Annotated in this window: 27 protein-coding genes and 1 tRNA gene; 20 read left to right on the top strand and 8 right to left on the bottom strand. The window is 63.0% G+C overall.

Going from position 1 to position 24,376, the window contains the following annotated elements:
- Positions 1 to 42: 42 nt before the first annotated feature.
- Positions 43 to 921, bottom strand: a complete 879-nt coding sequence (locus G9U53_RS17450; protein ID WP_165638958.1) for an AraC family transcriptional regulator — start codon at positions 919 to 921, stop codon at positions 43 to 45.
- A gap of 154 nt (positions 922 to 1,075) precedes the next feature.
- On the opposite strand from G9U53_RS17450, the gene G9U53_RS17445 reads away from it, so the two are divergent.
- From G9U53_RS17445 to G9U53_RS17430, 4 genes are all read left to right on the top strand, one after another.
- Positions 1,076 to 1,648 carry a peroxidase-related enzyme gene (locus G9U53_RS17445; protein WP_081558475.1) on the top strand — a complete coding sequence of 191 codons (573 nt, stop codon included), beginning with the start codon at positions 1,076 to 1,078 and terminating at the stop codon, positions 1,646 to 1,648.
- Positions 1,649 to 1,781: 133 nt separating this feature from the next.
- Complete coding sequence (locus G9U53_RS17440; RefSeq protein WP_081558474.1) at positions 1,782 to 3,479, top strand: hypothetical protein; 1,698 nt, start codon at positions 1,782 to 1,784, stop codon at positions 3,477 to 3,479.
- A complete protein-coding gene (locus G9U53_RS17435) occupies positions 3,451 to 4,068 on the top strand; it encodes a sortase (RefSeq protein WP_007730021.1) in 618 nt (205 codons plus the stop codon). The genes G9U53_RS17440 and G9U53_RS17435 overlap by 29 nt, the downstream gene beginning before the upstream one ends.
- A 26-nt stretch (positions 4,069 to 4,094) precedes the next feature.
- A complete protein-coding gene (locus G9U53_RS17430) occupies positions 4,095 to 5,177 on the top strand; it encodes a M20/M25/M40 family metallo-hydrolase (RefSeq protein WP_058037939.1) in 1,083 nt (360 codons plus the stop codon).
- On the opposite strand, the gene G9U53_RS17425 is transcribed toward G9U53_RS17430, so the two are convergent.
- Positions 5,138 to 6,163, bottom strand: coding sequence for a LacI family DNA-binding transcriptional regulator (locus G9U53_RS17425; RefSeq protein ID WP_003939717.1), 1,026 nt, complete (start codon positions 6,161 to 6,163; stop codon positions 5,138 to 5,140). The two genes, G9U53_RS17430 and G9U53_RS17425, sit on opposite strands and share 40 nt — an antisense overlap.
- 234 nt (positions 6,164 to 6,397) lie before the next feature.
- On the opposite strand from G9U53_RS17425, the gene G9U53_RS17420 reads away from it, so the two are divergent.
- Genes G9U53_RS17420 through G9U53_RS17385 form a run of 8 tightly spaced genes read left to right on the top strand, consistent with a single transcriptional unit; the run spans position 6,398 to position 13,373 of the window.
- The gene (locus G9U53_RS17420; protein ID WP_003940276.1) at positions 6,398 to 7,240 is read left to right on the top strand and encodes a BtpA/SgcQ family protein; all 843 of its coding nucleotides are present in this window, start codon (positions 6,398 to 6,400) and stop codon (positions 7,238 to 7,240) included.
- 2 nt (positions 7,241 to 7,242) lie between these two features.
- A complete protein-coding gene (locus G9U53_RS17415) occupies positions 7,243 to 8,142 on the top strand; it encodes a PfkB family carbohydrate kinase (RefSeq protein WP_165638957.1) in 900 nt (299 codons plus the stop codon).
- Complete coding sequence (locus G9U53_RS17410) at positions 8,142 to 9,146, top strand: substrate-binding domain-containing protein (protein WP_003940447.1); 1,005 nt, start codon at positions 8,142 to 8,144, stop codon at positions 9,144 to 9,146. The genes G9U53_RS17415 and G9U53_RS17410 overlap by 1 nt, the downstream gene beginning before the upstream one ends.
- A gap of 2 nt (positions 9,147 to 9,148) precedes the next feature.
- Positions 9,149 to 9,919 carry an ATP-binding cassette domain-containing protein gene (locus G9U53_RS17405; RefSeq protein WP_003939830.1) on the top strand — a complete coding sequence of 257 codons (771 nt, stop codon included), beginning with the start codon at positions 9,149 to 9,151 and terminating at the stop codon, positions 9,917 to 9,919.
- On the top strand, positions 9,916 to 10,959 hold the full coding sequence (locus tag G9U53_RS17400; RefSeq protein ID WP_007730024.1) for an ABC transporter permease: 1,044 nt from the start codon (positions 9,916 to 9,918) through the stop codon (positions 10,957 to 10,959). The genes G9U53_RS17405 and G9U53_RS17400 overlap by 4 nt, the downstream gene beginning before the upstream one ends.
- On the top strand, positions 10,914 to 12,005 hold the full coding sequence (locus G9U53_RS17395) for a phosphotriesterase (protein WP_007730025.1): 1,092 nt from the start codon (positions 10,914 to 10,916) through the stop codon (positions 12,003 to 12,005). The genes G9U53_RS17400 and G9U53_RS17395 overlap by 46 nt, the downstream gene beginning before the upstream one ends.
- Positions 11,998 to 12,750 (top strand): glutamine amidotransferase, encoded by a 753-nt coding sequence (locus tag G9U53_RS17390; RefSeq protein WP_003939869.1) that lies wholly within the window; start codon positions 11,998 to 12,000, stop codon positions 12,748 to 12,750. Before G9U53_RS17395 ends, G9U53_RS17390 begins: the two co-directional genes overlap by 8 nt.
- Complete coding sequence (locus tag G9U53_RS17385) at positions 12,747 to 13,373, top strand: TenA family protein (RefSeq protein ID WP_058037937.1); 627 nt, start codon at positions 12,747 to 12,749, stop codon at positions 13,371 to 13,373. The genes G9U53_RS17390 and G9U53_RS17385 overlap by 4 nt, the downstream gene beginning before the upstream one ends.
- A 97-nt stretch (positions 13,374 to 13,470) precedes the next feature.
- Here the strand turns inward: G9U53_RS17385 and G9U53_RS17380 are convergent.
- Together G9U53_RS17380 and G9U53_RS17375 are read right to left on the bottom strand one after the other, a co-directional pair.
- Positions 13,471 to 13,544: transfer RNA gene (locus tag G9U53_RS17380), tRNA-Met, on the bottom strand.
- A 53-nt stretch (positions 13,545 to 13,597) separates the two neighbouring features.
- Positions 13,598 to 14,308 (bottom strand): FCD domain-containing protein, encoded by a 711-nt coding sequence (locus G9U53_RS17375; protein ID WP_165638956.1) that lies wholly within the window; start codon positions 14,306 to 14,308, stop codon positions 13,598 to 13,600.
- 98 nt (positions 14,309 to 14,406) lie between these two features.
- Between G9U53_RS17375 and G9U53_RS17370 the strand changes: the two genes are divergently transcribed.
- The 4 genes from G9U53_RS17370 to G9U53_RS17355 are packed head-to-tail and all read left to right on the top strand — an operon-like array spanning position 14,407 to position 18,170.
- Positions 14,407 to 15,156: a (Fe-S)-binding protein gene (locus G9U53_RS17370; protein WP_162114553.1), complete on the top strand. Its 750-nt coding sequence runs from the start codon at positions 14,407 to 14,409 to the stop codon at positions 15,154 to 15,156.
- Positions 15,153 to 16,673, top strand: coding sequence for a LutB/LldF family L-lactate oxidation iron-sulfur protein (locus tag G9U53_RS17365; RefSeq protein ID WP_047272064.1), 1,521 nt, complete (start codon positions 15,153 to 15,155; stop codon positions 16,671 to 16,673). The genes G9U53_RS17370 and G9U53_RS17365 overlap by 4 nt, the downstream gene beginning before the upstream one ends.
- A complete protein-coding gene (locus G9U53_RS17360; RefSeq protein ID WP_075834469.1) occupies positions 16,670 to 17,296 on the top strand; it encodes an LUD domain-containing protein in 627 nt (208 codons plus the stop codon). Before G9U53_RS17365 ends, G9U53_RS17360 begins: the two co-directional genes overlap by 4 nt.
- Before the next feature lie 58 nt (positions 17,297 to 17,354).
- Entirely contained in the window at positions 17,355 to 18,170 is an 816-nt protein-coding gene (locus G9U53_RS17355; RefSeq protein WP_165638955.1) for a mycofactocin-coupled SDR family oxidoreductase, read from the top strand.
- A 6-nt stretch (positions 18,171 to 18,176) separates the two neighbouring features.
- Here G9U53_RS17355 and G9U53_RS17350 read toward each other — a convergent pair whose 3' ends face one another.
- Together G9U53_RS17350 and G9U53_RS17345 are read right to left on the bottom strand one after the other, a co-directional pair.
- Positions 18,177 to 18,815 carry an LON peptidase substrate-binding domain-containing protein gene (locus G9U53_RS17350; protein WP_003940076.1) on the bottom strand — a complete coding sequence of 213 codons (639 nt, stop codon included), beginning with the start codon at positions 18,813 to 18,815 and terminating at the stop codon, positions 18,177 to 18,179.
- Positions 18,815 to 19,291 (bottom strand): DUF309 domain-containing protein, encoded by a 477-nt coding sequence (locus G9U53_RS17345; RefSeq protein WP_003940372.1) that lies wholly within the window; start codon positions 19,289 to 19,291, stop codon positions 18,815 to 18,817. The genes G9U53_RS17350 and G9U53_RS17345 overlap by 1 nt, the downstream gene beginning before the upstream one ends.
- A gap of 140 nt (positions 19,292 to 19,431) precedes the next feature.
- On the opposite strand from G9U53_RS17345, the gene G9U53_RS17340 reads away from it, so the two are divergent.
- Positions 19,432 to 19,776, top strand: a complete 345-nt coding sequence (locus G9U53_RS17340; RefSeq protein ID WP_007730031.1) for a YciI family protein — start codon at positions 19,432 to 19,434, stop codon at positions 19,774 to 19,776.
- A gap of 6 nt (positions 19,777 to 19,782) precedes the next feature.
- Complete coding sequence (locus G9U53_RS17335; protein WP_118606953.1) at positions 19,783 to 21,024, top strand: RNA polymerase sigma factor; 1,242 nt, start codon at positions 19,783 to 19,785, stop codon at positions 21,022 to 21,024.
- Between the two features lie 7 nt (positions 21,025 to 21,031).
- Here G9U53_RS17335 and G9U53_RS17330 read toward each other — a convergent pair whose 3' ends face one another.
- Positions 21,032 to 21,610, bottom strand: coding sequence for a hypothetical protein (locus G9U53_RS17330; protein WP_081558465.1), 579 nt, complete (start codon positions 21,608 to 21,610; stop codon positions 21,032 to 21,034).
- A gap of 26 nt (positions 21,611 to 21,636) precedes the next feature.
- Positions 21,637 to 22,245 (bottom strand): TetR/AcrR family transcriptional regulator, encoded by a 609-nt coding sequence (locus G9U53_RS17325; RefSeq protein ID WP_030536572.1) that lies wholly within the window; start codon positions 22,243 to 22,245, stop codon positions 21,637 to 21,639.
- A 140-nt stretch (positions 22,246 to 22,385) separates the two neighbouring features.
- On the opposite strand from G9U53_RS17325, the gene G9U53_RS17320 reads away from it, so the two are divergent.
- Together G9U53_RS17320 and G9U53_RS17315 are read left to right on the top strand one after the other, a co-directional pair.
- A complete protein-coding gene (locus G9U53_RS17320; RefSeq protein ID WP_007730036.1) occupies positions 22,386 to 23,531 on the top strand; it encodes an acyl-CoA dehydrogenase family protein in 1,146 nt (381 codons plus the stop codon).
- A gap of 73 nt (positions 23,532 to 23,604) precedes the next feature.
- Positions 23,605 to 24,366 (top strand): SDR family oxidoreductase, encoded by a 762-nt coding sequence (locus tag G9U53_RS17315; RefSeq protein ID WP_003939707.1) that lies wholly within the window; start codon positions 23,605 to 23,607, stop codon positions 24,364 to 24,366.
- Positions 24,367 to 24,376 lie beyond the last annotated feature (10 nt).

Raw genomic sequence — 24,376 nt, 5'->3', positions numbered from 1 at the left:
TCAGCCGCCGGGTCGTGACTTCCATCCGACCTGGCGGCTGTTTTACGCCCCGACGTCGCTCGGCTCGCTCTCGACCGGAATCCAGAGCTCGAACCGTGCGGCGGTGAAATCGTCGTTGTATTCGGTACGCATGATCTCGGGACCAGGTACGGAGCGAAAAGGGTTGGCAGGGAACCATTCCGTGTAGATATCTCGCCACAAATACTGCACAGATTCGATTTCCGACCCGTCGGCGGTGAAGACGGCCCACGTGTGCGCGTCGACCGTCAGCGCATCGAAACCCGTGGGTGAAGGTTTGCCGGTGACCACTCCCAGGTAGTAATCCAGTTCTGTGCCTTCGGTTCTGGGATGCGCCAAATTGTCGACGACACTGACGATTCCCGCCGGGTCCTGATCGGAGAGCTCGCGCAACCCTCGCAACGCAACCTTGTCCACGGAGCGGGTGAAATCTTCGATCGCAGAATTGGGACCTTCGTGAACCAATGGAACCCGGGTCTTGAACCCGACTACCGTCAGGGCAGGTTTGTCCACAAGCATGTAGTCCATCGGTGTGGCTCCTTCCAGTGTCACGTGAATGACAAGTTTCTGTTGGGATTTGAGAACGGCGGGAGCGCGTTTGACCGCGCCGGGGCTCACGCCGTGAAATGCGGTGAACGCTCGTGTGAAGGCCTCCGCGGACGAGTAGCCGTACTTCACGGCGGTCTCCAACACTCCTGATCTACTGACGGACAACTCGGCACCGGCTAGGGTGAGTCGACGTCGACGGATGTATTCGGATACGGGAATGCCGGCCAGGGCCGAGAACATCCTCCGAAAGTGATACTCCGAGGTGGTTGCCAGCCTTGCCATCTCGGCTGTCTCGATCTCGTCGCTCAGATTGCTTTCGATGTAGTCGAGCGCGCGGTTCAGTCCGTCGATCATCGTGTCTTCCTGTTCACGGGTTTCACGCTACGCAGATCACTTGGGCCGTACCCGACTATCCGTGCCCGAAAAAGTAGGGCAGGAAATGCATCTGGACAACTCAGTTAATCATCATTATCTTGAATCGAACATCGATGGTTGACCAGGAGGCACAGTGAGCACCCGTTTTCCGCAGGCTGAATTGACCGAGGTGCCCGAGGACATCGCCGCCAAGATTCTCGAGATCCAGGAGAAGTCGGGGTTCGTGCCCAACGTCTTCCTGATGTTCGCTCGGCGCCCAGCCGAGTTCCGGGCATTCTTCGCATACCACGACGCGATCATGCTCAAGGAAGATCCCGCACTCACCAAGGGTGATCGAGAAATGATCGTCACCACGATCTCTGCGGCCAACAAATGTACGTACTGCGTTGTCGCGCACGGCGCAATTCTGCGTATCTACGAGAAGAAGCCGTTGGTTGCCGACCAGGTTGCGGTCAACTATCGCACCGCAGAGATCTCCGATCGTCAGCGCGCGATGCTCGACTTCGCCACCAAGGTGAACTCCGCCTCGCACGAAATCGCCGACGCCGACTTCGACGCCCTTCGTGTGCACGGCTTCGGCGACGAGGACGCGTGGGACATCGCCGCGATCACTGCATTCTTCGGGCTGAGCAATCGCATGGCGAGCTTCTCCGGCATGCTGCCCAATCCGGAGTTCTACCTGATGGGGCGCGTTCCGCGGTCCTGATTCCTGCGGTTAGCGCAGCAGCTCTCAATTTTTCGGACCGACCGGTCGTAACGTCTGGAAGTCAGCCGACGAAGTAAAGGCTGTCCACGCCGGAATTGCCGTCTTCGTAAAGAAGGCCGAAAGGTTGAGCGCTATGTCGGAGAAGTCCATCGCCCATTCTCGGAGGGTCCGCTCTGCGGCCGCCGGTGCCGTACTAGCTCTCGGATTGGCGGTGGGCGGCACGGGAATTGCATCGGCAGAGCCGGAAACCGTGTGTACCCCGAGCGCTGATCCGCTGGTGACCTGCGCCGAGGAAGAGGCAGCCGCCACCACCGACGCCGACGCGGCGACGAGCACCGAGACCACGCCGGAGAAGGTTGAAGCCGGGGTCGCGGGCACGGGCAGTGCCGAAACCGCTGGTACGGACGCTGCAGCACTGGCGGAAGCCGAAGCAAAAGCCAAGGCAGCTGCCGACGCGGCAGCGAAGGCCGCCGAAGCAGCCGCGACGGCAGGGGTCGACTCGTCCGCAGCGACAGACACTTCGGTGAAGGCGACCGAGGCAATGACCCAGGCGAGCGTCGAGGCAACCAAGGCGGCGGTCGAATCGACCAAGGCCAAGGCGGAGGCCGGGGCCGCGGAACAGTCTGCCAAGGAAGCCGAAGAGGCAGCCAAGGTTGCGGAGTCCGCGGCGGCCGATGCGAAAGAGGTAGCAAAAACAGCTCAGGCAGAAGCCGACGCGGCCGCAGCCAAGGCTGCTGAACTCGAGGAGGCTGCGAAGGCCGCCGGTTCGGGGCCCAAGACCGAAGAGGCAGCAAAGGCGCGCGCCGAGGCTAATGCTCTGCAGGCCAAGGCCGATGAGGCGAAGGCTGCCGCGGATGCAAACGCCAAACTGGTAGCGGACAAGAACAAGGAAGCCGAGGAAGCCTTCAAGAACTGGGATTTCGCGAAGGCAGCCGTCGCTAAGGCTCAGGCGTTGGCCGCAGCTTGGAATGCCAAGCAGCTCGCGATCACCGTCAAGGAAACTCAGAAGGTGGCCACCGCCGCTGAAACCACGGCCAAGGCAGCCGAGTCCGCAGCTGCCACCGAGGTAGAAGCTGCTACCGCCGCCCGTAAGGCCGCAGATGAAGCGGCGGCTACTGCGGCTTCCGCGCAGAAGGATGCCGACGCTGCGCAGAAGGCCGCGGAGACGGCCCAGGCCGAAGCCGATGCTGCGGGCGAGGCTGCCACCGACAAGCGAGCCATCGCCGACGAAAAGGCTGCCGAAGCCGCCAAGAAGGCCGAAGCTGCCGAAGCGGCGAGCAAGAAGGCGCAGGATCTCTACCTGGCCGCCGAAGACGCGAAGGCGGCGGCCGACGCCGCGGCAGCAAAGGCCAAGGAAGCTCAGGCCGCTGCAGCCGCCGCAAAGGCCGAAGCGGATGCAGCGCAGAAGATCGTCGACGAGCTCAAGGCAAAGGGCGAGAAGGAGATCGACAACGGAACAGGCGTCGGCGGTGAAGTGATCATCGGTGAGCACACCGACGACGGCTCCGGGGTCACGAAGGTCGACGAGACCACCGCTGTAGTGAACAAGACCGGCGTCAAGCTGGTCGGCTACTACAACAACAAGGGAGCCTTCGACGTCGTCGACTACTACGTCACCGATGCCGACGGCGATCCGGCGCTCGCCGGAAGCCTGCCCCCGGTCGACCTTGCTCTCGGTGACACCGCAAGCAGCAGCACCAGCGGTAGCAGCAACTCCAACCTGCCGGCTGTATTGATCGGCGTCGGAGTCGTGGGCGCTGCCGCCGCAGCAGCTACGACGGTGGTTGTTCGTCGCAAGCGTCATGACGGCCCGGGCAACACGTCTGCGTAGCGCCGGTCTCTCGGCGGTAGCGATCCTCGCCCTCCTCGTATCCGGATGTTCGGGCGAGAACGCGGGATCGCTACCTGACCGCTCGCCGGTGCAGTCGCATATCGCGGCTGCACCGGCTTCGGTGACCGTCGATCCGGCAGAACCCGAGAGGATCGAGTTGAGGTCTGCGTCCGGGGTCACGTACCTGAGCAGTCCGTTGCACTCGGAGAAACTGATGCGCGGCGGCGAGAGTGGGCAGCAACTGAATCCCGTCGACGAACTGCCGGTGTGGTGGGGTGAAAGCGGAATGCCGGGAACGTCGACCACACAAACAGTTGTCGTGGTCGGCCACAACTACACCACTCGCGAAGCACCGTTCCGGGCGCTCCGGGTAGTGGAGCCGGGCGATCGAATTCTCCTGGGTACACCGAACGGCACGCTTGAGTACGACGTCGAAACAGTCGGACCGCTGCACAAAGGTTCGCTGCTGGGCGCTCACGAGTTGCGCGAATCGGTTCCGGGACGGCTGATCCTCGCCAATTGTGATGTCGTCGAAGGAGAGTCGACCGACGACAATTACGTCGTCATCGCCCAGCTGGCAGCGCACTGAATCCGTGGCAGTGCAAGAATAGGTACATGGATTCCCTCGGACTTCTCTCGGAACTGGTAGCTCTCGACACGGTCTCGGGGGAGGCCGCTCCTCAACGGCGGGCGATGGATTCGATTGTCTCGTTGGTTCTCTCACGTGCGCCACAGGCGAAGGTGGAGTCAGACCTGACCGGCAATCATCCCTGGGCCTTGATCACCAACGAAGCTGCACCCTCGGCCGCGAGACTACTGTTCGCCTGCCACGTGGACACGGTGCCAGTGGGCACTGTCTCCGACTGGGAGTTCGACCCGTACGCCGCACAGGTCGACGGCGAATTGTTCCTCGGCAGAGGGACATCGGATATGAAGGCCGGCCTTGTTGCCGCTACTGCCGCGGTTGTCGAAGCCTTCGAACGTGGAGTCCCGGTCGCGCTGTTGCTGACGAGCGACGAGGAAATCGGATCGCTCGGGGCTGTTCGTTCGGCCGACGCCGTGGCGAATCTCGAGGTCGGGGCCGTCATCGTTCCCGAGGCGACGGGCAACCGAATCAACCTGGGGCACCGCGGCGCACTGTGGCTCGAAGTGTCCGTCAAAGGAAAAGCCGCGCACGGGAGTACACCGCAGCGAGGAACCAACGCCGTCCTCAAACTGCTTGACGTCGTCGACCGAGCCCGGCGTGAGCTTCCGCTGTCGTCCGACGCGTTTCTGGGTGCCGAAACCTGGAACCTCGGCTTGGTCGGCGGGGGTTCGGCTCCGAACATCGTGCCGGACAGTGCACGTGCGGTGATCGATCACCGCACGGTGGGAGACGGCGCCGACCTGCTCGCGTGGTGGCGAGCCCAACCAGAAGTCGACTCGGTGGAGACGTCGATTCATCTGGGAGGTGTGCGTACCGACGCGTCGGATCCGTGGTTGGCTACCTTGCCTATCCCTGTTGCAACCGAACCGGTTTCGTACTTCACCGACGCTTCGGTACTGGCCGCCGCCGCCCCTGGTGCTCCCGTCGTGATCTGGGGCCCTGGCACTCCCTCGCTGATGCATGCGGCCAACGAAAGCGTCAAGGTTTCCGAACTGGACGATGCGATCGCTGCTTACGGTGCGGTTGCCGCCGCTTGGCCGACGGTGGACTGACGGACAATCAGTTCAGGAGCAAGCGCGATGTGGGCTGTCGACTCGGAAGAGTTGTTCATCGCCTGATCCAGAAGTCGCACAGCTTCTTCCGCGATTCTTTCCTGCGGCTGCCCGACGGTGGTCAACGGCGGGTTGCACAATTCGGAGAATGGGATGTTGTCGAAACCGGTGACCAGAACGTCGCCGGGAACGTCGATGCCCAATGTGTGACACGTCTGCAACACGCCAAGTGCGATCAAGTCGTCGGCGCAGACCAGGGCGTCGGGGCGAGTTTTGCCGGTCAGGATGATGTTGGATGCCGTGCGCCCCCACTCGATCGAGTACTCGCCGAGTTGTGTCCACTCGTCACGAGTTTCGATGCCCATTCGATCCGCGTGGCGGAAGAAGCCGGCCCGGCGAAGTTCTGTTGACGAATTGGTCAGCTCGGAACTGATGAAGGCGGCTGATTGCGCGCCACGCTCGGACAGATGCTCCATCACCAGGGATTGAGCGGCGTCGTCGTCGACGCCGACCCAGTCCGTCTGGGTATCCATTGCAAACCGGTCCAGTTGAACGACCGGAAGCGTTGCCGCGCTGGCTCGGACGGCTTCGGCACTCAGTTCGCCGTGGCACGGGCTGATGATGATTCCGTCCACTTGCCGGGAGACGAGCGACTTGAGTCGCTGCGCTTCCACGTCGGGATCGGAACGAGAATCGCACAGGAACAGTTGTAGTCCGCGCCGAGCGAGGACGTGTTCGACGTTGACCACCAGCGAAGTGAAGAAGGGGTTCGCGATACTCGGAACCACCATTCCGACGGTGTCCGTCCGATTGCGACGCAGTGAGCTGGCGATGATGTTTCCCGAGTATCCGAGAGAATCCGCGGCTCGTTTGATCGTCGCTGCAAGCTCGTCCGAGACAGGGCGGGAGCCGGACAGTGCCCGCGACACGGTGGCCGTCGACACCCCGGCCAGTTCCGCGACATCGCGAATGGTCGCCTTGCGCATGCGTCCCCCGTTTTCTGCTCGATTCGGGTCCGAGGTTATCGAACCGCACGGTCCAGTGTCCCGCATGTAACGCGATTGAGGCAATCGTTTACAAATTCGAATTGTGAAATCCTTGACACAACCCGGTGTTGATCGCATAACCTGCTAATTCATCAAGGCAATCGATTACATCGTGTGCAGATCTTGTGCATGGACATACAGCGCAAATCTTGCGCATGGAATGGGGTAGCTGAAGTGACCGCATCACCGCTCGGAGTCTTTCCGCCCAAGCCCTCGGCGCTGGCAGAGATGTTCACCGGCACGCCATCTCTCATCGGGGCCATTCACCTCCCGGCCCTGCCGGGCAGCCCGCACTACACCGGGCAGCCGGTTTCGGAAATTGCTCGCTTCGCCGTCGAGGAAGCACACGCGTATGTCGACAACGGTTTCGACGGGGTGATCGTCGAAAATCACTGGGACATACCGTTCCTCAAGCCCGGCGAACACGGATACGAAACCGCCGCGAGCATGGGAGTCATCACGGCAGCGGTGGTCGGCGAGTTCGGCAAGGCCGTCGGCGTCAGCATCCTGTCCAACGCCGGCGAGTGCGGAGTGGCCGCAGCGTGGGCGGCAGGCGCGAGTTTTGTGCGCGTCAATCAGTGGGCCAATGCCTACATTGCCAATGAGGGCTTCATCGAGGGCCAGGCCGCCAAGACGACGCGCTTCCGCCATCGCATCGGCGCCGACCCGGTCCGGATCTTCGCTGACGTGCACGTCAAGCACGGTGCGCATGCCATTGTCGCGGACCGCACTGTCGCGGAACAGACCGAAGACGCCGAGTTCTTCGACGCAGATGTTCTGATCGCGACGGGTTCGCGCACCGGTGACGCCGCTTCGGTCGACGAGGTTTCCGTGATCCGAGACAACACCGTTCTTCCCGTGATCATCGGATCCGGCATCACGGCTGCCAATGTCGCAGCGCTGATGAAGGAATGCGACGGCGCCATAGTTGCATCCTCGGTGAAGGACAATGGACGCTGGTGGGGACGGGTCGCAGGCGAGAAGGTCCGCGAACTGTCCCGGGCCGCAGGAAAGTAACCATGATTGTCTTTTGTGGATACGCCAACAACGATGTGACGGTACATGTCCCACACGTACCGGTACTCGGTGAGCGCGTTCAGGCAACGGCCATCAGTCAGATCGACGGTGGAATGAATGCAAATGCTGCGGTATCCGCGGCCAGAATGGGCGCGCAAGTGATCTTTGCCGGTGCCGTGGGCCCGGACGCGCGGTCCACCGAGTTTCTCGAATCCCTCGAGGCAGACGGCGTCGACACCAGTTGGTCGCCGCGAGATGCGTTCCTGTCGACGGCAGTTGTTCTCATCGCGCAGGACGGCGATCGCTCAATCATCAGCCAGGACGACCCGAACGATGCCGAACGAATCGGGGTTGTCATCACCCGATTGGCTGCTGCCGGTGGTGGACGGCTGTTCCTCGACGGATACCGTGCGGGCTTCCTGCCAGAGGGATTGCCGGGAAGCGTAAGTCTGGTAATCGATCTGGACGGTTGTGAAAACAAAGCCGCGGCACTGCGCGCGTTCGCTCTGGCCGACCACGTCGTCGTAGGGCGTGCCCTGTGGGAAGGCGAGTTCGGGATCGGTTTCGACCAGTGGCAGACTCTGGCCGCCGAGCACCACACCCACCTGCTGGTGACCGACGGCTCGCGAGGTTGGACACTGGCCACACCGGACGGCGAGGTGACGAGCGAACCGGCAGTAGTGGTCGACGTCGTCGATGCCGTCGGGGCCGGTGATTGCTTCGGCGGTACGTACATCGCTTTTGTCGACGCCGGGCGCTCACCGGTGGACGCCGCACGACTCGCCGGGGCATCGGCTGCATTGGCTTGCGCCACCGCAGGCCCCCGCGGATGCCCCACCCGAGATGAATTGGACAGCTTCACAGCAACATTGACCCCTCACACCCTTTTGGAGACTCGATGATGAAACGTGCATTGCCTCTGGCGCTGGGAGCTGCAGTCGCGCTCACGCTCACCGCTTGTGACTCGGCTTCGTCGAGTGACTCGAAGGACGCATCGGGGGGCTCGTCCATCCCGCAGCCGACCCGGGTCGCCGAAAGCTGTGACGGGACGAACGGCAAGCTCAAGGTCGGTCTGGTGACCATCAACCTCCAGGCGCTGTACTTCAACCAGATCAACAATGCCGCGAAGAACGTCGCGGACAAGGCAGGCGTCGACCTGCAGATCATCAGCGGCAACGACGATTCCGTCGCGCAGGCCAACGCCTTCGACAATCTGATCGCCGCCGGAGTCGACGCGATCATCGTCGATGCAATCGACACGGACGGAATCAAGCCGTCGGTGGTCAAGGCCAAGAACGCGGGCATCCCCGTCGTCGCGGTGGACGCGACCATCGACGATCCGGCACTGTCGACTCAGGTCGGTACGGCCAACGCCGAGGGTGGTGCCAAGATCGGAAACACCTTGGCCGACGTCGCGAACAACACCGGAACGGTCGGTATCGTCGGCGCGCTCAACAGCACTGTTCAGTTGGAGCGGCAGAAGGGCTTCACGGAGACCGTGACCGGCCGCGGAATGACCGTCGGCACCGTCGTGGACGGACGTAACATTCAGGAGAACGCACAGACCGCGGCGGAGAACCTGCTGACCGGCGGTGGCGACATGAAGTACGTCTACGCAACCGGTGAGCCGGCACTGATCGGTCTCGTCGCGGCGGTCAACAGTCAGAAGGCGCAGGATCGCATCGAAGCAGTCGGTTGGGATCTTTCGGATCAGGCGGTAGGCGGACTCAAAGCCGGTTGGCTTAAAGGCGTGGTCCAGCAGAACACCTTCGAATTCGGCCATGAGGCAATGAATTCGGCAATCGACCTGGCTTGCGGACGCGGCGCTCCGGCAAACATCCCGGTTCCCACCCAGATCGTGACCCCGGAGAACGTGGCCGACTACATGTACTACTTGGAGAAGTAATCATGGCACCTCCACTGATCGAACTCTCGGGCATCACCAAGTCGTACGGACCGGTGAAGTCCCTTCAAGGAGTGGACCTTCGGCTGGCGAAGGGTGAAGTACTCGGAGTGGTCGGCGACAACGGCGCCGGTAAGTCCACTCTGATGAAGATTCTCGCCGGTGCGGTTCAGCACGACGGCGGCGAAATGCGCGTCAACGGTGAACCAGTGCGCTTTTCGACGCCTCTCGACGCCCAGCAGAAAAAGATCGGAATCGTCTACCAGGATCTGGCTCTGTGCGACACGCTGGACGTCGCCAGCAACCTGTTCCTCGGCAGAGAACCGCGAAAAGGCCCCTTCCTCGACCGGCATGCCATGCACGAGAAGGCGGCTCACATTCTTGCCGACCTGCATGTCAAGGTGAAGTCGACCTACCAGGAGATCGGGCAACTGTCCGGCGGACAGCGGCAAACCGTCGCGATCGCCCGCGCAGTCTCCTTCCGCCCAGACGTACTGATCCTCGACGAGCCCACCGCAGCGCTTGCCGTCGCCGAGGTCGAGTCGGTGCTCAAGCTGATCACGGACGTCGCAGCGGCCGGCGTGGGCGTCATTCTCGTGACACACCGCCTGCAGGACCTGTTCCGCGTGTGTGACCGAATCACGGTCATGTACGAGGGGCAGAGTGTCGACGACGTTCCGATCGGCGACCTCAACATCGAGTCCCTCGTCGGACTCATCACTCGAACTCCGGTGCCGCAACGGACATCGGCAGCAACACAGGGAGCCACGGCATGACCACTCTCGAGAAGACCCAGGCGCCGATCGAGCGCAAGCTCGCCGCGAAACCCTCCTTGTGGGACAGCGTCAACAAGCCCACCCTCGCGATGCTGGCGGTGACAGTTGCTGTCGCAGCCGTCTTCTCGGCGACCACGTCGTCGTTCCTGACATTCACGAACCTGTCGAACCTGGCAACCCAGATCGCTCCGGTTCTGATCATCGCGGTGGCGATGACTTTCGTGATCACGGCAGGTCAGATCGACCTGTCCGTCGGTGCGATCGTCGCGTTCGTCGCGGCGATGAGTGCCGAGCTTATCCAGGCCGGCGTCGATTCGTCCCTGGTCTTCGTCGCCGCCCCGGTGATGGGTGCGGCCTGGGGCCTGGTCAACGGATGGCTCGCTGCCTATCAGGGTATTCCGCCGTTCATCGTGACCCTGGCGACGATGTCCGTCATTCGCGGTATCGCGCTGTATCGGACCGAAGGATTCTCCGTTCCGGTTCCGGCCGACACCTACTTCGCGAAGCTCGGAACTTCGGAATTCCTCGGGTTCTCCGCCAGCGCCTGGATTGCTCTCGTCGTCGTGGTCATCGGAGCAATTGCGCTCAACCGCATGCGCTTCGGGCGCTACGTCACCGGTATCGGTTCCAACGTCGAATCCGTACGACGGTCCGGTGTCAACACGCGTCGTGTGCTCATGATGACGCTCGTCTTCACCGGCCTGGCTGCTGGCATCGCGGGACTGCTGATCGCGGCTCGACTGGGCTCGGGTTCGGCCAACTCCGCAACGGGATTCGAGCTCACCGTGATCACCGCGGTGGTTCTCGGTGGCACCAATCTCTTCGGCGGTCGCGGCACCGTGATCGGTACCGTCATCGGCGCCGTCCTGACCGGAATCATCGCCAACGGATTGACCCTGCTCGGCGTGAGCCCGTTCCTGACGCCGATCATCACCGGTGTCGTTCTGCTACTGGCCATCTGGATCAACATGCGCGGACACACGCTGAGCGCGCTGTGGCGACACCTGCAGTCCGCACCGTCGGGGCCCGCACGCTCATGAGCAAGGTTCGTACTGTCACGGGAACTGTGGACAGCTCGGAACTCGGACTGGTTCTCCCACACGAACATCTGCACAACGACGTCACCGGTGCGTACACCGAGGCCCCGGATCCGGTTGTGGCACAGCGGTTGGCCGGTCCGGTACGCGCCGAGGATGCCTGGCTTCTTCACGACAATCCGTACTACAGTCTCGACAATTGTCGAGTCGACGACGGATCGGCCGTGGTGGAAGACCTTGCGGACTTCGCCCGCCTCGGTGGTCGGACGATCGTCGATCTGACACCGCCGGGACTGGGCCGGGCACCGGAGAAGTTGGCGGAGTTCTCGCGAAAGTCAGACGTGCGAGTGATCATGGGTTCAGGGTGGTACCTCGAGACGACCCATCCGGTCGAGGTCCACGAACTCGGTGTCGACGATCTGGCAGGTTCGCTCGTCGAGGAGTTCGATCCGGCAAAGGAATTGGCTCCTGGCGTGATCGGGGAGATCGGAGTCTCCCCGCTCTTCACTCAGAACGAGGCGAAAGCGTTGCGGGCGGCATGCATCGCCCAGCGCGAGGTGGACGTGCCCCTGTTCGTCCACCTTCCGGGCTGGCAGCGCGTGGGACATCACGTCGTCGACATCGTGGTCGACGAGATGGGCGTCGATCCGCAAGCAGTGGTCCTGTGCCACATGGACCCGTCCGGACACGACGCCGACTACCAACGATCGCTCGCCGACCGCGGTGTCTTTCTCGAGTTCGACATGATCGGGATGCCTTTCGATTTCCCCGGCGAGGGTCTTTCTCCGCATCCGGCGGAAACAGCCACTGCGGTAGCCGGATTGGTCACCTCCGGTCACGCATCACAGCTCCTGCTCAGTCACGACCTCTTCCTCAAATCAATGCTCAGAAAGCACGGCGGAAACGGATTCTCCTACGTACCACTCGCCTTCGCCGCCCGATTGGTGCGCGCAGGCGTAGATCCCCAGCAAGTGTCCGCATTGATGCGAGACAACCCGAGGTCGCTCTTCGAGCAGGCCGCGAAAGGAAACAGAAGCAGTCATGGGTAAACGAGTACTGATCGCCGGCGAGAGCTGGATGACGACGTCGACGCACGTCAAGGGCGTCGACGAGTTCAGTGTCCATTCCTACGTCGAGGGAGTCGGCCCGCTTCGGGATGCGCTCACCTCACGTGGCCACGACGTGACACACATGCCCGCACACCTGGTGCCGACGCAGTTCCCCGGTACCGCAGAAGCACTGTCGCAGTTCGACGTCGTCGTACTCTCCGACATCGGAGCGAACTCGCTGCAGCTGGCTCCCGGCGTGTTCGACCAGTTCCGCGCCGGCGAGGATCGCCTTGTCGCGCTTCGTGACTGGGTGAACGCCGGCGGCTCACTGATGATGATCGGTGGTTACCTCTCGTTCTCCGGGTTCCAGGCGCGAGCAGCTTTCCGCCAGACCGCGATCGCCGAGGTACTGCCCGTGACGATGCTGGCCGAAGACGATCGCGTCGAGACACCGGCTGGGATCGTTCCCACCGTCGTCGATGCTGCTCACCCGGCTCTCGGTGGTGCCGGCGATTCCTGGCCGGCGCTCCTGGGATACAACCGCGTCGTCGCGAAGGACGGTGCCGTGGTTCCCGCCACCATCAACGGCGATCCGCTTGTCGCTGCCGGTGAATACGGCGCCGGACGGTCGATCGTCTTCACCTCGGACTGCTCGCCGCACTGGGCTCCGCCGGAGTTCTGTGAGCAGTGGCCCGGATACACCGACCTGTTCGACGGCTTGATCAGTTGGGTCGCCGGCGAATGAGTCGCTCCTCAGACCTGCTCGCGCGGCAGCAGAGTAATCTCGCTGCCGCGCGGGCGGTTCCATTCATCGAGGACACCATCGGCGGGACGTTGAGTGATGAGGGATTCCGCCGGTACCTCGTGATCGAAGAGGCATTTGTACTGACGGCCGTCAAGGTGTTGGGGTTGGTGGTCGCCGAATCCCCGACGCTCGACGACGCGCTCGACCACGTGACGTCGATGTCGAACCTGGTGGGCGAGCAGCGCGAGTATTTCGCGCAGTTGCGTTCCCGCTTCCCGTACGAGGGTGACGCAGCGGCGCTGGTCGAGGAGTCGGCCGTGCTGTCGACGCACGCCTTGACTCTCGCTCGCGAAGAGGGCAGGGCGGCGGCGCTGGTGGGCATGTACGCCGCGGAAACCCTGTATCTGTCGTGGTGCCGGGAGGCGGCGGCAGTGAAGGTAGATCGCGAACCAGCGTTGCAGGACTGGGTGGACATGCATGTCGCTCCGCCGTTCGTGTCTCAGGTGGCAGTGCTGGCGTGCGAAGTGGACGCCATGCCCGAGTCCGTCACCGACGAGGACCTGGATCGGTGGTTCTCGGGCATGCTGGTCGCAGAGATCGATTTTCACAACGTGGTGGTGTGAACCACTGCTGTGCGCCTTTATTAACCCCCGGCGGTTAATAAAGGCGCACAGCAAAAGGCCCGTAGGTCGCTTTCGCAACCTACGGGCCTCTTCTTTGTAGCGGGGACAGGATTTGAACCTGCGACCTCTGGGTTATGAGCCCAGCGAGCTACCGAGCTGCTCCACCCCGCGTCGGTGTGAAACCAACAGTACACGACTTCTGGAGGCGCAATTACCACCCCCTGTCACCAGCCGGAGTGGGCGCTTTCCGAGTAGTAACCGCGGATGTGTCCGACTATGCGCTGACGTGCGAGTTCGCCGTCACCCGCGTTGACCGCATCCACCAATCCTCGGTGTTCGTCACGCAGTCGCATGCAGGTGCTCGGCCAGCTGTCGATCTGGACGCCCGCGAGAACGTAGGCCTCGATGGACTCGCGCAGGCCGGTCATCATGGCTGCGATCACCTGATTGCCCGCCGCGTCGGCGAGCGCCACGTGGAACTGTGCGTCGAGTAGCAAGAATTCCTCGGCCGAGAGAGCTGCGTCCTCCATCGAGTCGAGCAGTTCGACGGCCGCGCGGAGGTCGGGCGTCGGAGTCCGCGATGCCAGGGATTGCATCACCTCGGATTCGAGAACGAGTCGTGTCTTCACCACATCCGAGACCGGAAAGCCCTGTGCTGCAACCTGCATCCGCATCAGCATGGTCATGCCGCCGGTCGGTTTGGCGACGATCATCGCGCCGGACGTCGGGCCGGATCCAGTCTGCGCCTTGAGGAGGCCGAGTGCTTCCATGACCCGCAACGCTTCTCGGACCGATGACCGTCCGACGCCCAACTCTGCTGCCAGAATTCTCTCTCCCGGCAGGCGCTGGCCAGGAGACACCTCGCCTGAAACGAGCCGACGTTCGAGGTGGCTCAGTACTTGTTCCCACGCTCGCGGGCTCGGCTCGGTCGGCATGAGGCAAGAGCATAACCGGGAGGACGCCGTTTATGGGGTGGCCTGTCCGGGGATGTATTACTGTGGTCAGACCACACCGACAGATTGCGGGGAACCACATGCGAGTAGCGCTGTTCGCCACCTGCATCGGGGACACGATGTTTCCCGACGCCGTCAAGGCCACCGCCCTCCTGCTCACCCGTCTCGGGCACGACGTCGTGTTTCCGTCCGGGCAGACCTGCTGCGGGCAGATGCACGTCAATACCGGCTATCAGCCGGGAGCACTGCCGCTGGTCGCGAACTACGCCGATACTTTCGGCGATGCGTCGATCGACGCCGTTGTCGCACCATCGGGGTCGTGCGTCGGCTCGGTCCGTCATCAACACGAGATGGTCGCCGAGCGCTACGGCACCGCGTCGCTGTGTGGACAGGTGCAGACCGTGAAGGCAAAGACGTACGAGCTTTCCGAATTCCTCGTGGACGTTCTCGGGGTCACCGATGTGGGCGCGTACTTCCCGCACCGAGTCACCTATCACCCGACCTGTCACTCACTGCGCATGTTGAGGGTGGGGGACAAGCCACTTCAGTTGCTGCGCAACGTCCGCGACATCGATCTGGTCGAACTCCCCGAAGCAGATTCCTGCTGTGGATTCGGCGGCACCTTCGCCATCAAGAATGCGGAGACTTCGACGGCCATGCTGGCGGACAAGATTCGCCACGTTGCGGACACCGGCGCCGAATTCTGCAGCGCCGGAGACTCGTCCTGCCTCATGCACATCGGCGGCGGTATGTCGCGACTGCAGATGGGCGCCAAGACCATTCACCTCGCGGAGATTCTGGCGTCGGTGGAAAGCCGGGTGCACGCATGAGCGCTGTGACGCTGGGTCTGCCCAGCTTCCCGCCGAGGTCGCCCGAGGGTGCAGGGTTCCTGCGAGGTACTGAGAAATTCCCCGTCGCAGCACATCACGAGCTGGCCAACGCGCAACTGCGACGCAATATCGGCAAGGCGACGCACACCATCCGTGCCAAGCGCATCAACGTGACTGGAGAGCTGCCCGATTGGGAAGAGCTGCGTGACGCGGGTTCGGCGATCAAGGCCGACGTCATGGCGCGGTTGCCGGAACTGCTCGAACAGTTCGAGGCTGCAGTCATCGCGCGCGGTGGGCATGTGCATTGGGCGGCGGATGCCAACGAGGCCAACGCCATTGTGACCGAACTTGTCAAAGCCACCGGCTCCGACGAGGTCATCAAGGTCAAGTCGATGGCCACGCAGGAGATCGGTCTCAACGAGCATCTCGAAGCCCACGGAATCACCGCCTACGAGACCGATCTCGCGGAATTGATCGTCCAACTCGGCCACGACAAACCGTCGCACATCCTGGTTCCCGCGATCCATCGCAACAGGTCCGAGATTCGGGAGATATTCCTTCGTGAGATGCCAGATGTCGACCCCAACCTCGGGGAGAACCCGGCCGAACTTGCCGCTGCTGCACGAAAGTTTCTGCGCCACAAGTTCATGACGACGCCGGTCGCCGTCTCCGGCGCCAATTTCGGCATCGCGGACACGGGCACTCTGACCGTCGTGGAGTCGGAGGGCAACGGGCGAATGTGCCTGACGCTGCCGAAAACACTGATCACCGTGATGGGCATCGAGAAGATTCTGCCGACGTATCAGGATCTGGAGGTCTTCCTGCAACTGCTGCCGCGGTCCTCGACGGGGGAGCGGATGAACCCGTACACCTCCATGTGGACCGGCGTCACGCCCGACGACGGTCCACAGGAGTTCCACCTGGTCCTCCTCGACAACGGTCGGACTGCCGCGCTTGCCGACAAGATCGGGAGGGAAGCCCTGAGCTGCATACGGTGCTCGGCGTGTCTGAACGTGTGCCCGGTCTACGAGCGCACCGGCGGTCACGCCTACGGATCGACCTATCCGGGACCGATCGGCGCGGTGCTGACTCCGCAGCTCGCGGGCATGCATGGCAAAGACGATCCCAACTCGACGCTTCCCTTTGCCTCGAGTCTGTGCGGTGCGTGCTTCGACGCCTGCCCGGTCAAGATCGACATACCCTCGCTGCTCGTCGAATTGCGGCACCAGAAGGTCGAGCAATCCGGTGTCACGGCAGAGTCTTTGGCGATGAAAGCCGCCTCTCTGGCGATGTCGACCGAGGGCCGGTGGACGTTGGCTCAGAAAGCTGCCGGGCTCGGACGCGTCGTGGCCGGCAGGAAAGGGAAGATCTCTACGTTGCCACCTCCATTGAACGGTTGGACAGCTGCCAGAGACATTCCCGCACCGCCCAAGCAGACCTTCCGATCCTGGTGGGACTCCGACGAAGGCCGCGCGGCATTGGACGAGGCTCGTCGTGACGGGAAGGCGGACAGATGAATTCACGTGAAGTGGTGCTCGGACGCATTCGTGATGCCATCACCTTGGCGCCCGCCCGCGAAGGCGAGATACCGCGAAACTACCGGACTGGCAGAACCATGTCCGACGAGGAACTCATCGATTTGTTCGTCGACCGTCTGGTGGACTACAAGGCGCACGTTCACCATTGCGCTGCAACAGAAATCGCCGAGGCCGTCGCCGGAATACTGAAAGGGCGCGGACTACACACTCTGGGGATCCCCGCCGGCCTCGACCGATCATGGGTGGCCGGATTCGACGGAACGCTGGTGGTGGACAGCCCGGACGTACCGGCTCCTGAACTCGAGAACCTCGACGCCGTTGTCACCGGCTCGAAGGTAGCGTGCGCCGAAACCGGCACCATCTTCCTCGACGCCGGTCCATCACAGGGACGCCGTGCGTTGACACTGGTACCGGACACACACATCTGCGTCGTGTATCGCAGCAGTGTGGAAGTGGGAGTGCCGGAGGCGATTGCGAAGCTGACACCGGAGCGCCCCACCACCATGATCAGCGGCCCGTCGGCGACCTCCGACATCGAACTCGAGCGCGTCGAAGGTGTCCATGGTCCGAGGAATCTTCACGTCGTCATCGTCGACGGTTGATTCCCGTCGAGCGGGAACTCGGAGGCAGCGGGCCACATCAGCGTCTAACGTCCCGGCCATGACACAACTGTTGGCAGGCAAGGTCGTTTTCATCACCGGTGCAGCGCGGGGTCAGGGACGCAATCACGCGATTCGACTCGCGCAGGAAGGTGCAGACGTCATCGCTGTCGACGTGTGCGCGTCGGTGTCCGAAGACGTGGGTTACGCGGCCGCGACTGAAGCCGACCTCGACGAAACGGCTCGTTTCGTGCGAGCGGAGGGGCGCGAGATCGTCACCGCTGTAGCGGACGTCCGTGACCTCGAGGCGCTGCGGGCGGCGGTGGCGTCGGGCGTCGACAAGTTCGGTCGCCTCGACGTCGTGATTGCCAATGCGGGCATCGCTACGTGGAACCGTTTCTGGGAGATGCCTGAAGAACAGTGGTCGACGCTGGTGGACATCAATCTCAATGGTGTCTGGCGCACGATGACAGCTGCGGTTCCTGCAATGATCGAAGCCGGCAACGGTGGTTCCATCGTGATTGTGAGCAGTGCTGCCGGCGTCGCCGAAGCGCCCGGCTGCGCGCACTACTCGGCGGCCAAGCACGGCCTCGTGGGTTTGGCTCGTACTGCTGCAACGGAATTGGGAAGCTTCGACATTCGAGTCAACAGCATCCACCCTGGCGCGGTGGAGACCGAGATGGGCAACGATCCCAACGTCGGTAAGGTACTCACTACTCATCCGGAGTACATGAACTCGTACAAGTGGCCGCTCACGTCCGTCCCGCGCACCACCGTCGAGGACATCTCCAACGCCGTCGTCTACCTCGCGACGGACCTCTCCCGCGCGGTCACCGGGACGAAGATCGTCATCGACATGGGTCAGACGATGGCGTAGTTGCGCTCAGAGGAGATTGAACTGCGCGACCTCGATGGTGTTCTCGACTGCCTCCGAGAGTGTGCGAATACGTTCGTCGGCGCCTGGCGCGGTCAAAATCGCCAGGCGATCGGCGTCACCCATTGGAATGCTCCTGGCGAGGGCATACAGCCGAGAACCCAGCGGATCCAAGGGATCCGGTGGGACGGGCATTCGCGGAGTCTGTTCGCCGGCCCGAAGTGCGAGCTTTCCCAGCATTCCGTACATGAACTCGATGCGCTCGAGGAGCGAGTCGTATTCGTAAGCAGTGACTGGTGTTCCGTTGTTCTCGTCCGGCCACAATTCGACCTCGGCAAGTGGGTAGGGATCGTCTGGCAGCCATCGATTGACCCGGATGCGGTCTTCGGTCCGGCAATACAACTGATACCGCCCGGCACCCATGGCGACATGAGACTCGATCCGAGCCAGAGTGCCGACGTCGTGACGTGATTCGCCGCCACCGACCTCGTGGCCACGAGCGATGAGCACTACTCCGAACAGTGGGCCGTCGGCAGCTTCGAGAACGTTCTCGACCAGTGCGCGATACCGAGGTTCGAAGATGTTCAGGGGCAACACCTCACCCGGTAGCAAAGCGGAGCCGAGCGGAAACATGGGGAAGATGGGCATCAGGGGATTCTCAACCTCGGAATCGGAGGGGCGGGGAAATCGCCGGGGCGATCGATTTCGGCGAGCAGGTGCTCGGACCACGTCAGTAGACCGGGGATATCGAGGCCGTGCGGACTCTCGACCTCGTAGTGCCTGATGCGGTCGTGACCCTGGCCGAGGAGTGAGACGGCGCCGGTGTTGTTGCCCCGAAGCAGATGGGTGAGCCCGACCGCCAACTGAGCCAGTCCCTGCCACAGGTCACGTTCCTCGGGCGGCGCGCTTTTCCACGTTCCTTCGAGAATCTCGTGTGCGTGGAAAGGCATGCCGTGGTCGAGGAGGCGCTGCGCCTCGGTGATCGACTCGTCTGGTGGCAGGCGTACATCGTCCGGAATGCGCGGGACACCGCCCGCTGCGTCGCGTGGCAGTGGACGTCCGAGTCCGTCACGGGGCCGCGAATTGAGGGGTTTCCCAGCGGCGTCCCGGTCGCGTTCGGTCATACACTCAGCCTAACGGCAGCGCCTCGGCCGAACTCGCCAAAAGTTTTTTCGAGTCGCCTGTCGATTCCGGGGAGAACCGTTCGTCGTCATGTTGTAGGGCAGGAAAGCCGCAAGAAAAACAACAGACCAAGGAGTCAGTCATGAAGTACATGTTGCTCATCTACACCGCACCCGGCGGAGACACCGAACCCCAGTGCACGTTCGAGGACTGGCAGCAATACGACAAGGAAATGAAGGATGCCGGCATCTGGGTGTCCGGCGATGCCCTCGCCGATCTGACGACTACGACGACGGTTCGGGTCTCGCAGTCCGGAGAAAAGACCGTCACTGACGGACCCTTCGCTGAAACCCGTGAGATCCTCGGCGGCTACGACGTCATCGACGTCCCTGATCTGGATGCGGCGCTGGCCTGGGCCGCGCGGTGCCCCGGCGCGCGCGACGGCGGCAGCGTCGAGGTGCGTCCACTGGCCGGGTTCGGGGACTGATTCGCCGTGGACGAGCAGGCCGAGAACTCCATCGAGTCAGTGTTCCGGGAGGAACGCGGACGACTCTTGGCCTCGCTCGTCCGCCGCTTCGGTGATCTGGATCTTGCCGAGGAAGTCACCTCCGAAGCCGTCGAGTCCGCGTTGGTGCACTGGCCCGTGGACGGTGTGCCCGCCAAACCCGGTGCCTGGCTGCTGACCACGGCGCGTCGCAAAGCTGTCGACAGGCTTCGTCGTGATCAGGCCTATGCGGCGCGCTTGGCGGTGATGCAGGTGGACGCCGATCGTGCCGACCCGGCGCCGCCCACGGTCGACGGAGAACTTCCCGACGAGCGGTTGCAGCTGTTCTTCACCTGCTCGCACCCAGCGCTGGCCGAGGACGACCGAATCGCACTCACCTTGCGTTGCCTCGGCGGGTTGACGACGCCCGAAGTCGCTCGGGCCTTCCTCGTTCCTTCGGCGACGATGGCGCAGCGGATCGTGCGCGCGAAGAAGAAAATCCGTCAGGCTCGGATTCCCTTCCGCACTCCCAGCGCCGAAGAACTCCCGGAACGTTTGCCCGGTGTTCTGCAGGTGATCTACTCGGTGTTCACCGAGGGGTACGCAGCGAGTTCGGGTCCGGATCTGCAACGCGTCGACCTGGCGGTGGAGGCGATCAGGCTGGCGAGGATCTTGCGCGCATTGCTTCCCGATGAGCGCGAGATCGCCGGGTTGCTTGCATTGATGCTTCTCGTCCACGCGCGTCGGGATGCCCGTACCGACGCCGCCGGCGGGATCGTGCTCCTCGAAGACCAGGATCGCGGGTGTTGGGACCAGCCGATGATCGAGGAAGGCAGCGACCTCGTCGTAGTCGCGTTGACCGGGGGAGCGCCGGGGCCGTACGGGGTGCAGGCCGCCATCGCCGCATTGCACGACGAGGCCGCAGATGTGGAGAGCACCGACTGGCCGCAGATCTGCGCGCTCTACGGAGTGCTTCTCACGTTGACGCCTTCGCCCGTCGTCGCAGTCAACAGGGCAGTGGCGCTGGCGATGCGCGACGGCGAGGAGGTTGGGCTGGCAGCTTTGGAAGAACTGGCAGCGGAGCCCAAACTTACCGACTACCACCCGTATCACCTTGCACGCGCCGAACTGCTCGCGCGGTTGGGGCGCACCGACGCAGCGGCATCCGCGTACCGACAAGCTCTGAAACTCGTTGGTACGGAACCGGAGCGGGCCTACCTGGAGCGTCGGTTGGGTGAGATCTCGGACTGATCGGCTCCTATCGCGGGACGTCGAGATCGAAGTACAGGGTCTCGGACCAGTAACCGAGGCCGAGCTCGCGTAGCGGTTCCTCGACGCTCTCCTGAGTCGGCGTGAACAGTCGCTCCCAGAAGCTTGGCTTGACGGGTGCGAGCGTGGCCAGCGCCGCCTCCATCTCGGCGTCGATGTCCGCCAGACCGGTAATCAGGGCCGTGCCCTGTTCGGCGAACGGTTCGTCGTCCATGTCGAAGATCTCGCCGCACTCGAGGACGAAGTAGTGGTCGGGTTCGGTGTGGCTGTGCAGGAAACGCAGCGCATCGCCGGCCATCGTGCCGAGTTCGGGGTGATCGATGCGGCCGAGGAAGTCTTCGAGCCGGGCGATACCAGGACCACAGGGCGCGGTGACCGCGATCAGGTCGGGGGTGTCGTCCCAGATGATCGACTGGCGGGGGAGCGGATTCACGGACACAAGGATCCGGGGGACCAGCGGTATCGCGTACGACCACTCCGAGATTCCTTTGAGTCCACGGGTGCGAGCGGCAGCCGGATTCTCATGCGGGGCAACAGGGGTCGAGTAGAGATAGGTGCGGTTGGCCACTGGCCGAGTCCTTTCTGCGGTCGGCGTCACCTGATTCGGGCGGCGCCCACCATCCTCAATGCCAGGTCTCCGTACAGTTTTCCGATGTCTTCCGGATTCGTGTAGTTGCCGGCCGGGAACCAGCGGCACACGTCGACGCACAGGGACATCAAGGCGAGGGTGACGCCTTCGGCATCAGGGATCGTGAAATCGCCCGACTGCACGCCGGCATCGACAACCTCCCGGACCACCCGCGTCGTGCTGCGGCGAAGCGCGACGACGGTTCGGTAGTGCTCTGGTGTGAGGGCAGTGAGTTCGTACTGGACAACGCGAGCGAGTGAATGGTGCCCGGCCTGCCAACTGGCGAAGGTGCTGATCAGTTCCTGCAAACGAACGGACGGTTCTTCACCAGGTCGGTCGGCGCCCTCGACCACCTTCAACGCTTCGGTGTGGCCTTCGAAGCTGATCGCGAAAAGCAGCTCTTCTTTCGAGCGGTAGTGCGGGTACATGGCGGCGGGACTCATGTCGAGTCGCGCGGCGATGTCACGGGTGGTGGTGCCGCCGTAGCCGGCAGAGGCAAAAGCGTCCACGGCTGCCGCGCGGATACGGGCCGCAGCTTTGGAGGGGCTGATCACCACGTCAGGTGAATCGCTCACGGTTTCCTCCAGGTGTGACGGATTTCGATGTTGACAATATCCCGCTCTCGATTCACTATAAGCAGGTGCTTAGATTCTAAGCGAATGCTTAGGAACATCGTTACGTGTGGCATTGCCACGCCGAAAGGAAGCAACTCGTCATGCGTCGCACTCTGTACGGACCCGATCACGAGGCATTTCGCGAATCTGCTCGCGAATTCGTCAACCGGAACATCCTTCCGGTCGCAGAGAAGCTGATCGACCAGCGCTTCATCGATCGTGAAATCTGGCTCGAAGCGGGACGCAACGGCTTCCTCGGACTCGAGGTTCCGGAGGCGTACGGCGGAAGCGAAGCCGGCGACTACCGCTTCAACGCGGTTCTGGCCGAAGAGCTCTCGCGCGCCAGTGCAGCTGTTGCCTCGAGCTTCGGCATTCACGCCGACGTCGTTGCTCCCTACCTCGTTCAGCTCACCACCGAAGAGCAGAAGCAGCGTTGGCTGCCCAAGTTCTGCACCGGTGAGATGCTGACGGCCATCGGCATGACCGAGCCTTCCGGTGGATCCGACCTCGCCTCGCTCAAGACCACTGCGGTCAAGGACGGCGACGACTGGATCATCAACGGCTCCAAGACCTTCATCACCAACGGCTACAACGCCGACCTCGTGATCGTGGCGGCTCGGACCAGTCCCGAGAAGAAGTCCAAGGGCATCACCCTCTTTGCCGTCGAGACCGGCATGGAAGGCTTCGAGCGCGGACGCAAGCTCGACAAGGTCGGCCAGCACGAGTCCGATACCGCCGAACTGTTCTTCGAGAACGTTCGCGTGCCGTCCACCAACATCATCGGTGAGATCGACCGCGGCTTCATCCACATGATGGAAATGCTGCCGCAGGAGCGCGTCGGCGCTGCGGTGTCCAACATCGCGCACGCCGCTCCGATCCTCGAAGAGACGCTGCAATATGCCAAGGACCGCAAGGCTTTCGGTCAGCCGATCGGCTCGCTGCAGTGGAACAAATTCCTTCTCGCGGATCTCGTCACCCGCATCGAGGTCACCCAGGCCTACGTCGACAACTGCGTCGCGGCACACGCTGCCGGCGAGCTGACCGCCATCGACGCCGCCAAGGCTAAGTGGTGGACCGCGCAGGTGCAGAACGAGGTCCTCGATCACTGCGTTCAGTTGCACGGTGGCTACGGCTTCATGACCGAGTACCGCGCCGCTCGCGCGTGGATGGACGCCCGCGTCACCAAGATCTGGGCCGGATCCAACGAGATCATGAAGGAACTCATCGGCCGCGATCTCGGCCTGTAATTTCGCAACTGCAGTCGATACGTCACTGCAACCGCCACTTCCCGAACCCGACGACACAGGAGCATCACCGCGCATGTCTGTTCTCGACAAGTTCTCTCTGACCGATCGAGTGGTCATCGTGACCGGTGCGTCGTCGGGCCTCGGGGTGGCGTTCGCGAAAGCCGCAGCAGAGGCCGGCGCGGACGTCGTCCTCGCTGCTCGCCGCGTCGACAAGCTCGAAGACACGGCCAAGCTCGTGCGTGACGCAGGCCGCGAAGCATTGTGCGTGGCCACCGACATCGTCGATCCGGCTCAGGCTCAGAACATGGTCGACGCCGCGATGGAGAAGTTCGGCCGCGTGGACGTGCTGGTCAACAATGCCGGCGTCGGAACTGCCGTTCCGGCGACCCGCGAGACCCCGGACCAGTTCCGCGCCGTCATCGACATCAACCTCAATGGGTCCTACTGGGCAGCGCAGGCCTGCGGCCGCGTGATGCTCCCGGGCAGCTCCATCGTCAACATCTCGAGCATTCTCGGATTGACGACCGCCGGACTCCCGCAGGCCGCCTATGCGGCGAGCAAGGCAGGCGTCGTCGGATTGACCCGCGACCTCGCACAGCAGTGGGGAACGCGCAAGGGCATTCGCGTCAACGCGATCGCGCCCGGCTTCTTCAAGTCGGAAATGACAGACCAATACAACGACGGTTACTTGGACGCGATGGCTCCGCGCCTGATCCTCGGCCGCATGGGCGATCCGGAAGAGCTCGCGGCCACCATGGTGTGGCTCGCGTCCGAGGCCGGCGGATACGTCACCGGTCAGACCATCGCCGTCGACGGAGGAATCACCATCACCTGACGCCGATGCC

Source organism: Rhodococcus sp. D-46 (assembly GCF_011290655.1).
In the GTDB taxonomy this organism is placed as follows: domain Bacteria; phylum Actinomycetota; class Actinomycetes; order Mycobacteriales; family Mycobacteriaceae; genus Rhodococcus_F; species Rhodococcus_F qingshengii.
This window is presented reverse-complemented; position numbering and strand designations above follow the sequence as displayed.

What these genes read in the sequence shown, in the direction of transcription:
- G9U53_RS17360 (WP_075834469.1), top strand. Translation starts at nt 16,670, where the DNA reads ATGAATTCACGTGAAGTGGTGCTCGGACGCATTCGTGATGCCATCACC.
- G9U53_RS17440 (WP_081558474.1), top strand. Translation starts at nt 1,782, where the DNA reads ATGTCGGAGAAGTCCATCGCCCATTCTCGGAGGGTCCGCTCTGCGGCC.
- G9U53_RS17415 (WP_165638957.1), top strand. Translation starts at nt 7,243, where the DNA reads ATGATTGTCTTTTGTGGATACGCCAACAACGATGTGACGGTACATGTC.
- G9U53_RS17320 (WP_007730036.1), top strand. Translation starts at nt 22,386, where the DNA reads ATGCGTCGCACTCTGTACGGACCCGATCACGAGGCATTTCGCGAATCT.
- G9U53_RS17400 (WP_007730024.1), top strand. Translation starts at nt 9,916, where the DNA reads ATGACCACTCTCGAGAAGACCCAGGCGCCGATCGAGCGCAAGCTCGCC.
- G9U53_RS17390 (WP_003939869.1), top strand. Translation starts at nt 11,998, where the DNA reads ATGGGTAAACGAGTACTGATCGCCGGCGAGAGCTGGATGACGACGTCG.
- G9U53_RS17365 (WP_047272064.1), top strand. Translation starts at nt 15,153, where the DNA reads ATGAGCGCTGTGACGCTGGGTCTGCCCAGCTTCCCGCCGAGGTCGCCC.
- G9U53_RS17425 (WP_003939717.1), bottom strand. Translation starts at nt 6,163, where the DNA reads ATGCGCAAGGCGACCATTCGCGATGTCGCGGAACTGGCCGGGGTGTCG.
- G9U53_RS17450 (WP_165638958.1), bottom strand. Translation starts at nt 921, where the DNA reads ATGATCGACGGACTGAACCGCGCGCTCGACTACATCGAAAGCAATCTG.
- G9U53_RS17355 (WP_165638955.1), top strand. Translation starts at nt 17,355, where the DNA reads ATGACACAACTGTTGGCAGGCAAGGTCGTTTTCATCACCGGTGCAGCG.
- G9U53_RS17405 (WP_003939830.1), top strand. Translation starts at nt 9,149, where the DNA reads ATGGCACCTCCACTGATCGAACTCTCGGGCATCACCAAGTCGTACGGA.
- G9U53_RS17430 (WP_058037939.1), top strand. Translation starts at nt 4,095, where the DNA reads ATGGATTCCCTCGGACTTCTCTCGGAACTGGTAGCTCTCGACACGGTC.
- G9U53_RS17315 (WP_003939707.1), top strand. Translation starts at nt 23,605, where the DNA reads ATGTCTGTTCTCGACAAGTTCTCTCTGACCGATCGAGTGGTCATCGTG.
- G9U53_RS17385 (WP_058037937.1), top strand. Translation starts at nt 12,747, where the DNA reads ATGAGTCGCTCCTCAGACCTGCTCGCGCGGCAGCAGAGTAATCTCGCT.
- G9U53_RS17345 (WP_003940372.1), bottom strand. Translation starts at nt 19,291, where the DNA reads ATGACCGAACGCGACCGGGACGCCGCTGGGAAACCCCTCAATTCGCGG.
- G9U53_RS17340 (WP_007730031.1), top strand. Translation starts at nt 19,432, where the DNA reads ATGAAGTACATGTTGCTCATCTACACCGCACCCGGCGGAGACACCGAA.
- G9U53_RS17410 (WP_003940447.1), top strand. Translation starts at nt 8,142, where the DNA reads ATGAAACGTGCATTGCCTCTGGCGCTGGGAGCTGCAGTCGCGCTCACG.
- G9U53_RS17370 (WP_162114553.1), top strand. Translation starts at nt 14,407, where the DNA reads ATGCGAGTAGCGCTGTTCGCCACCTGCATCGGGGACACGATGTTTCCC.
- G9U53_RS17435 (WP_007730021.1), top strand. Translation starts at nt 3,451, where the DNA reads ATGACGGCCCGGGCAACACGTCTGCGTAGCGCCGGTCTCTCGGCGGTA.
- G9U53_RS17350 (WP_003940076.1), bottom strand. Translation starts at nt 18,815, where the DNA reads ATGCCCATCTTCCCCATGTTTCCGCTCGGCTCCGCTTTGCTACCGGGT.
- G9U53_RS17375 (WP_165638956.1), bottom strand. Translation starts at nt 14,308, where the DNA reads ATGCCGACCGAGCCGAGCCCGCGAGCGTGGGAACAAGTACTGAGCCAC.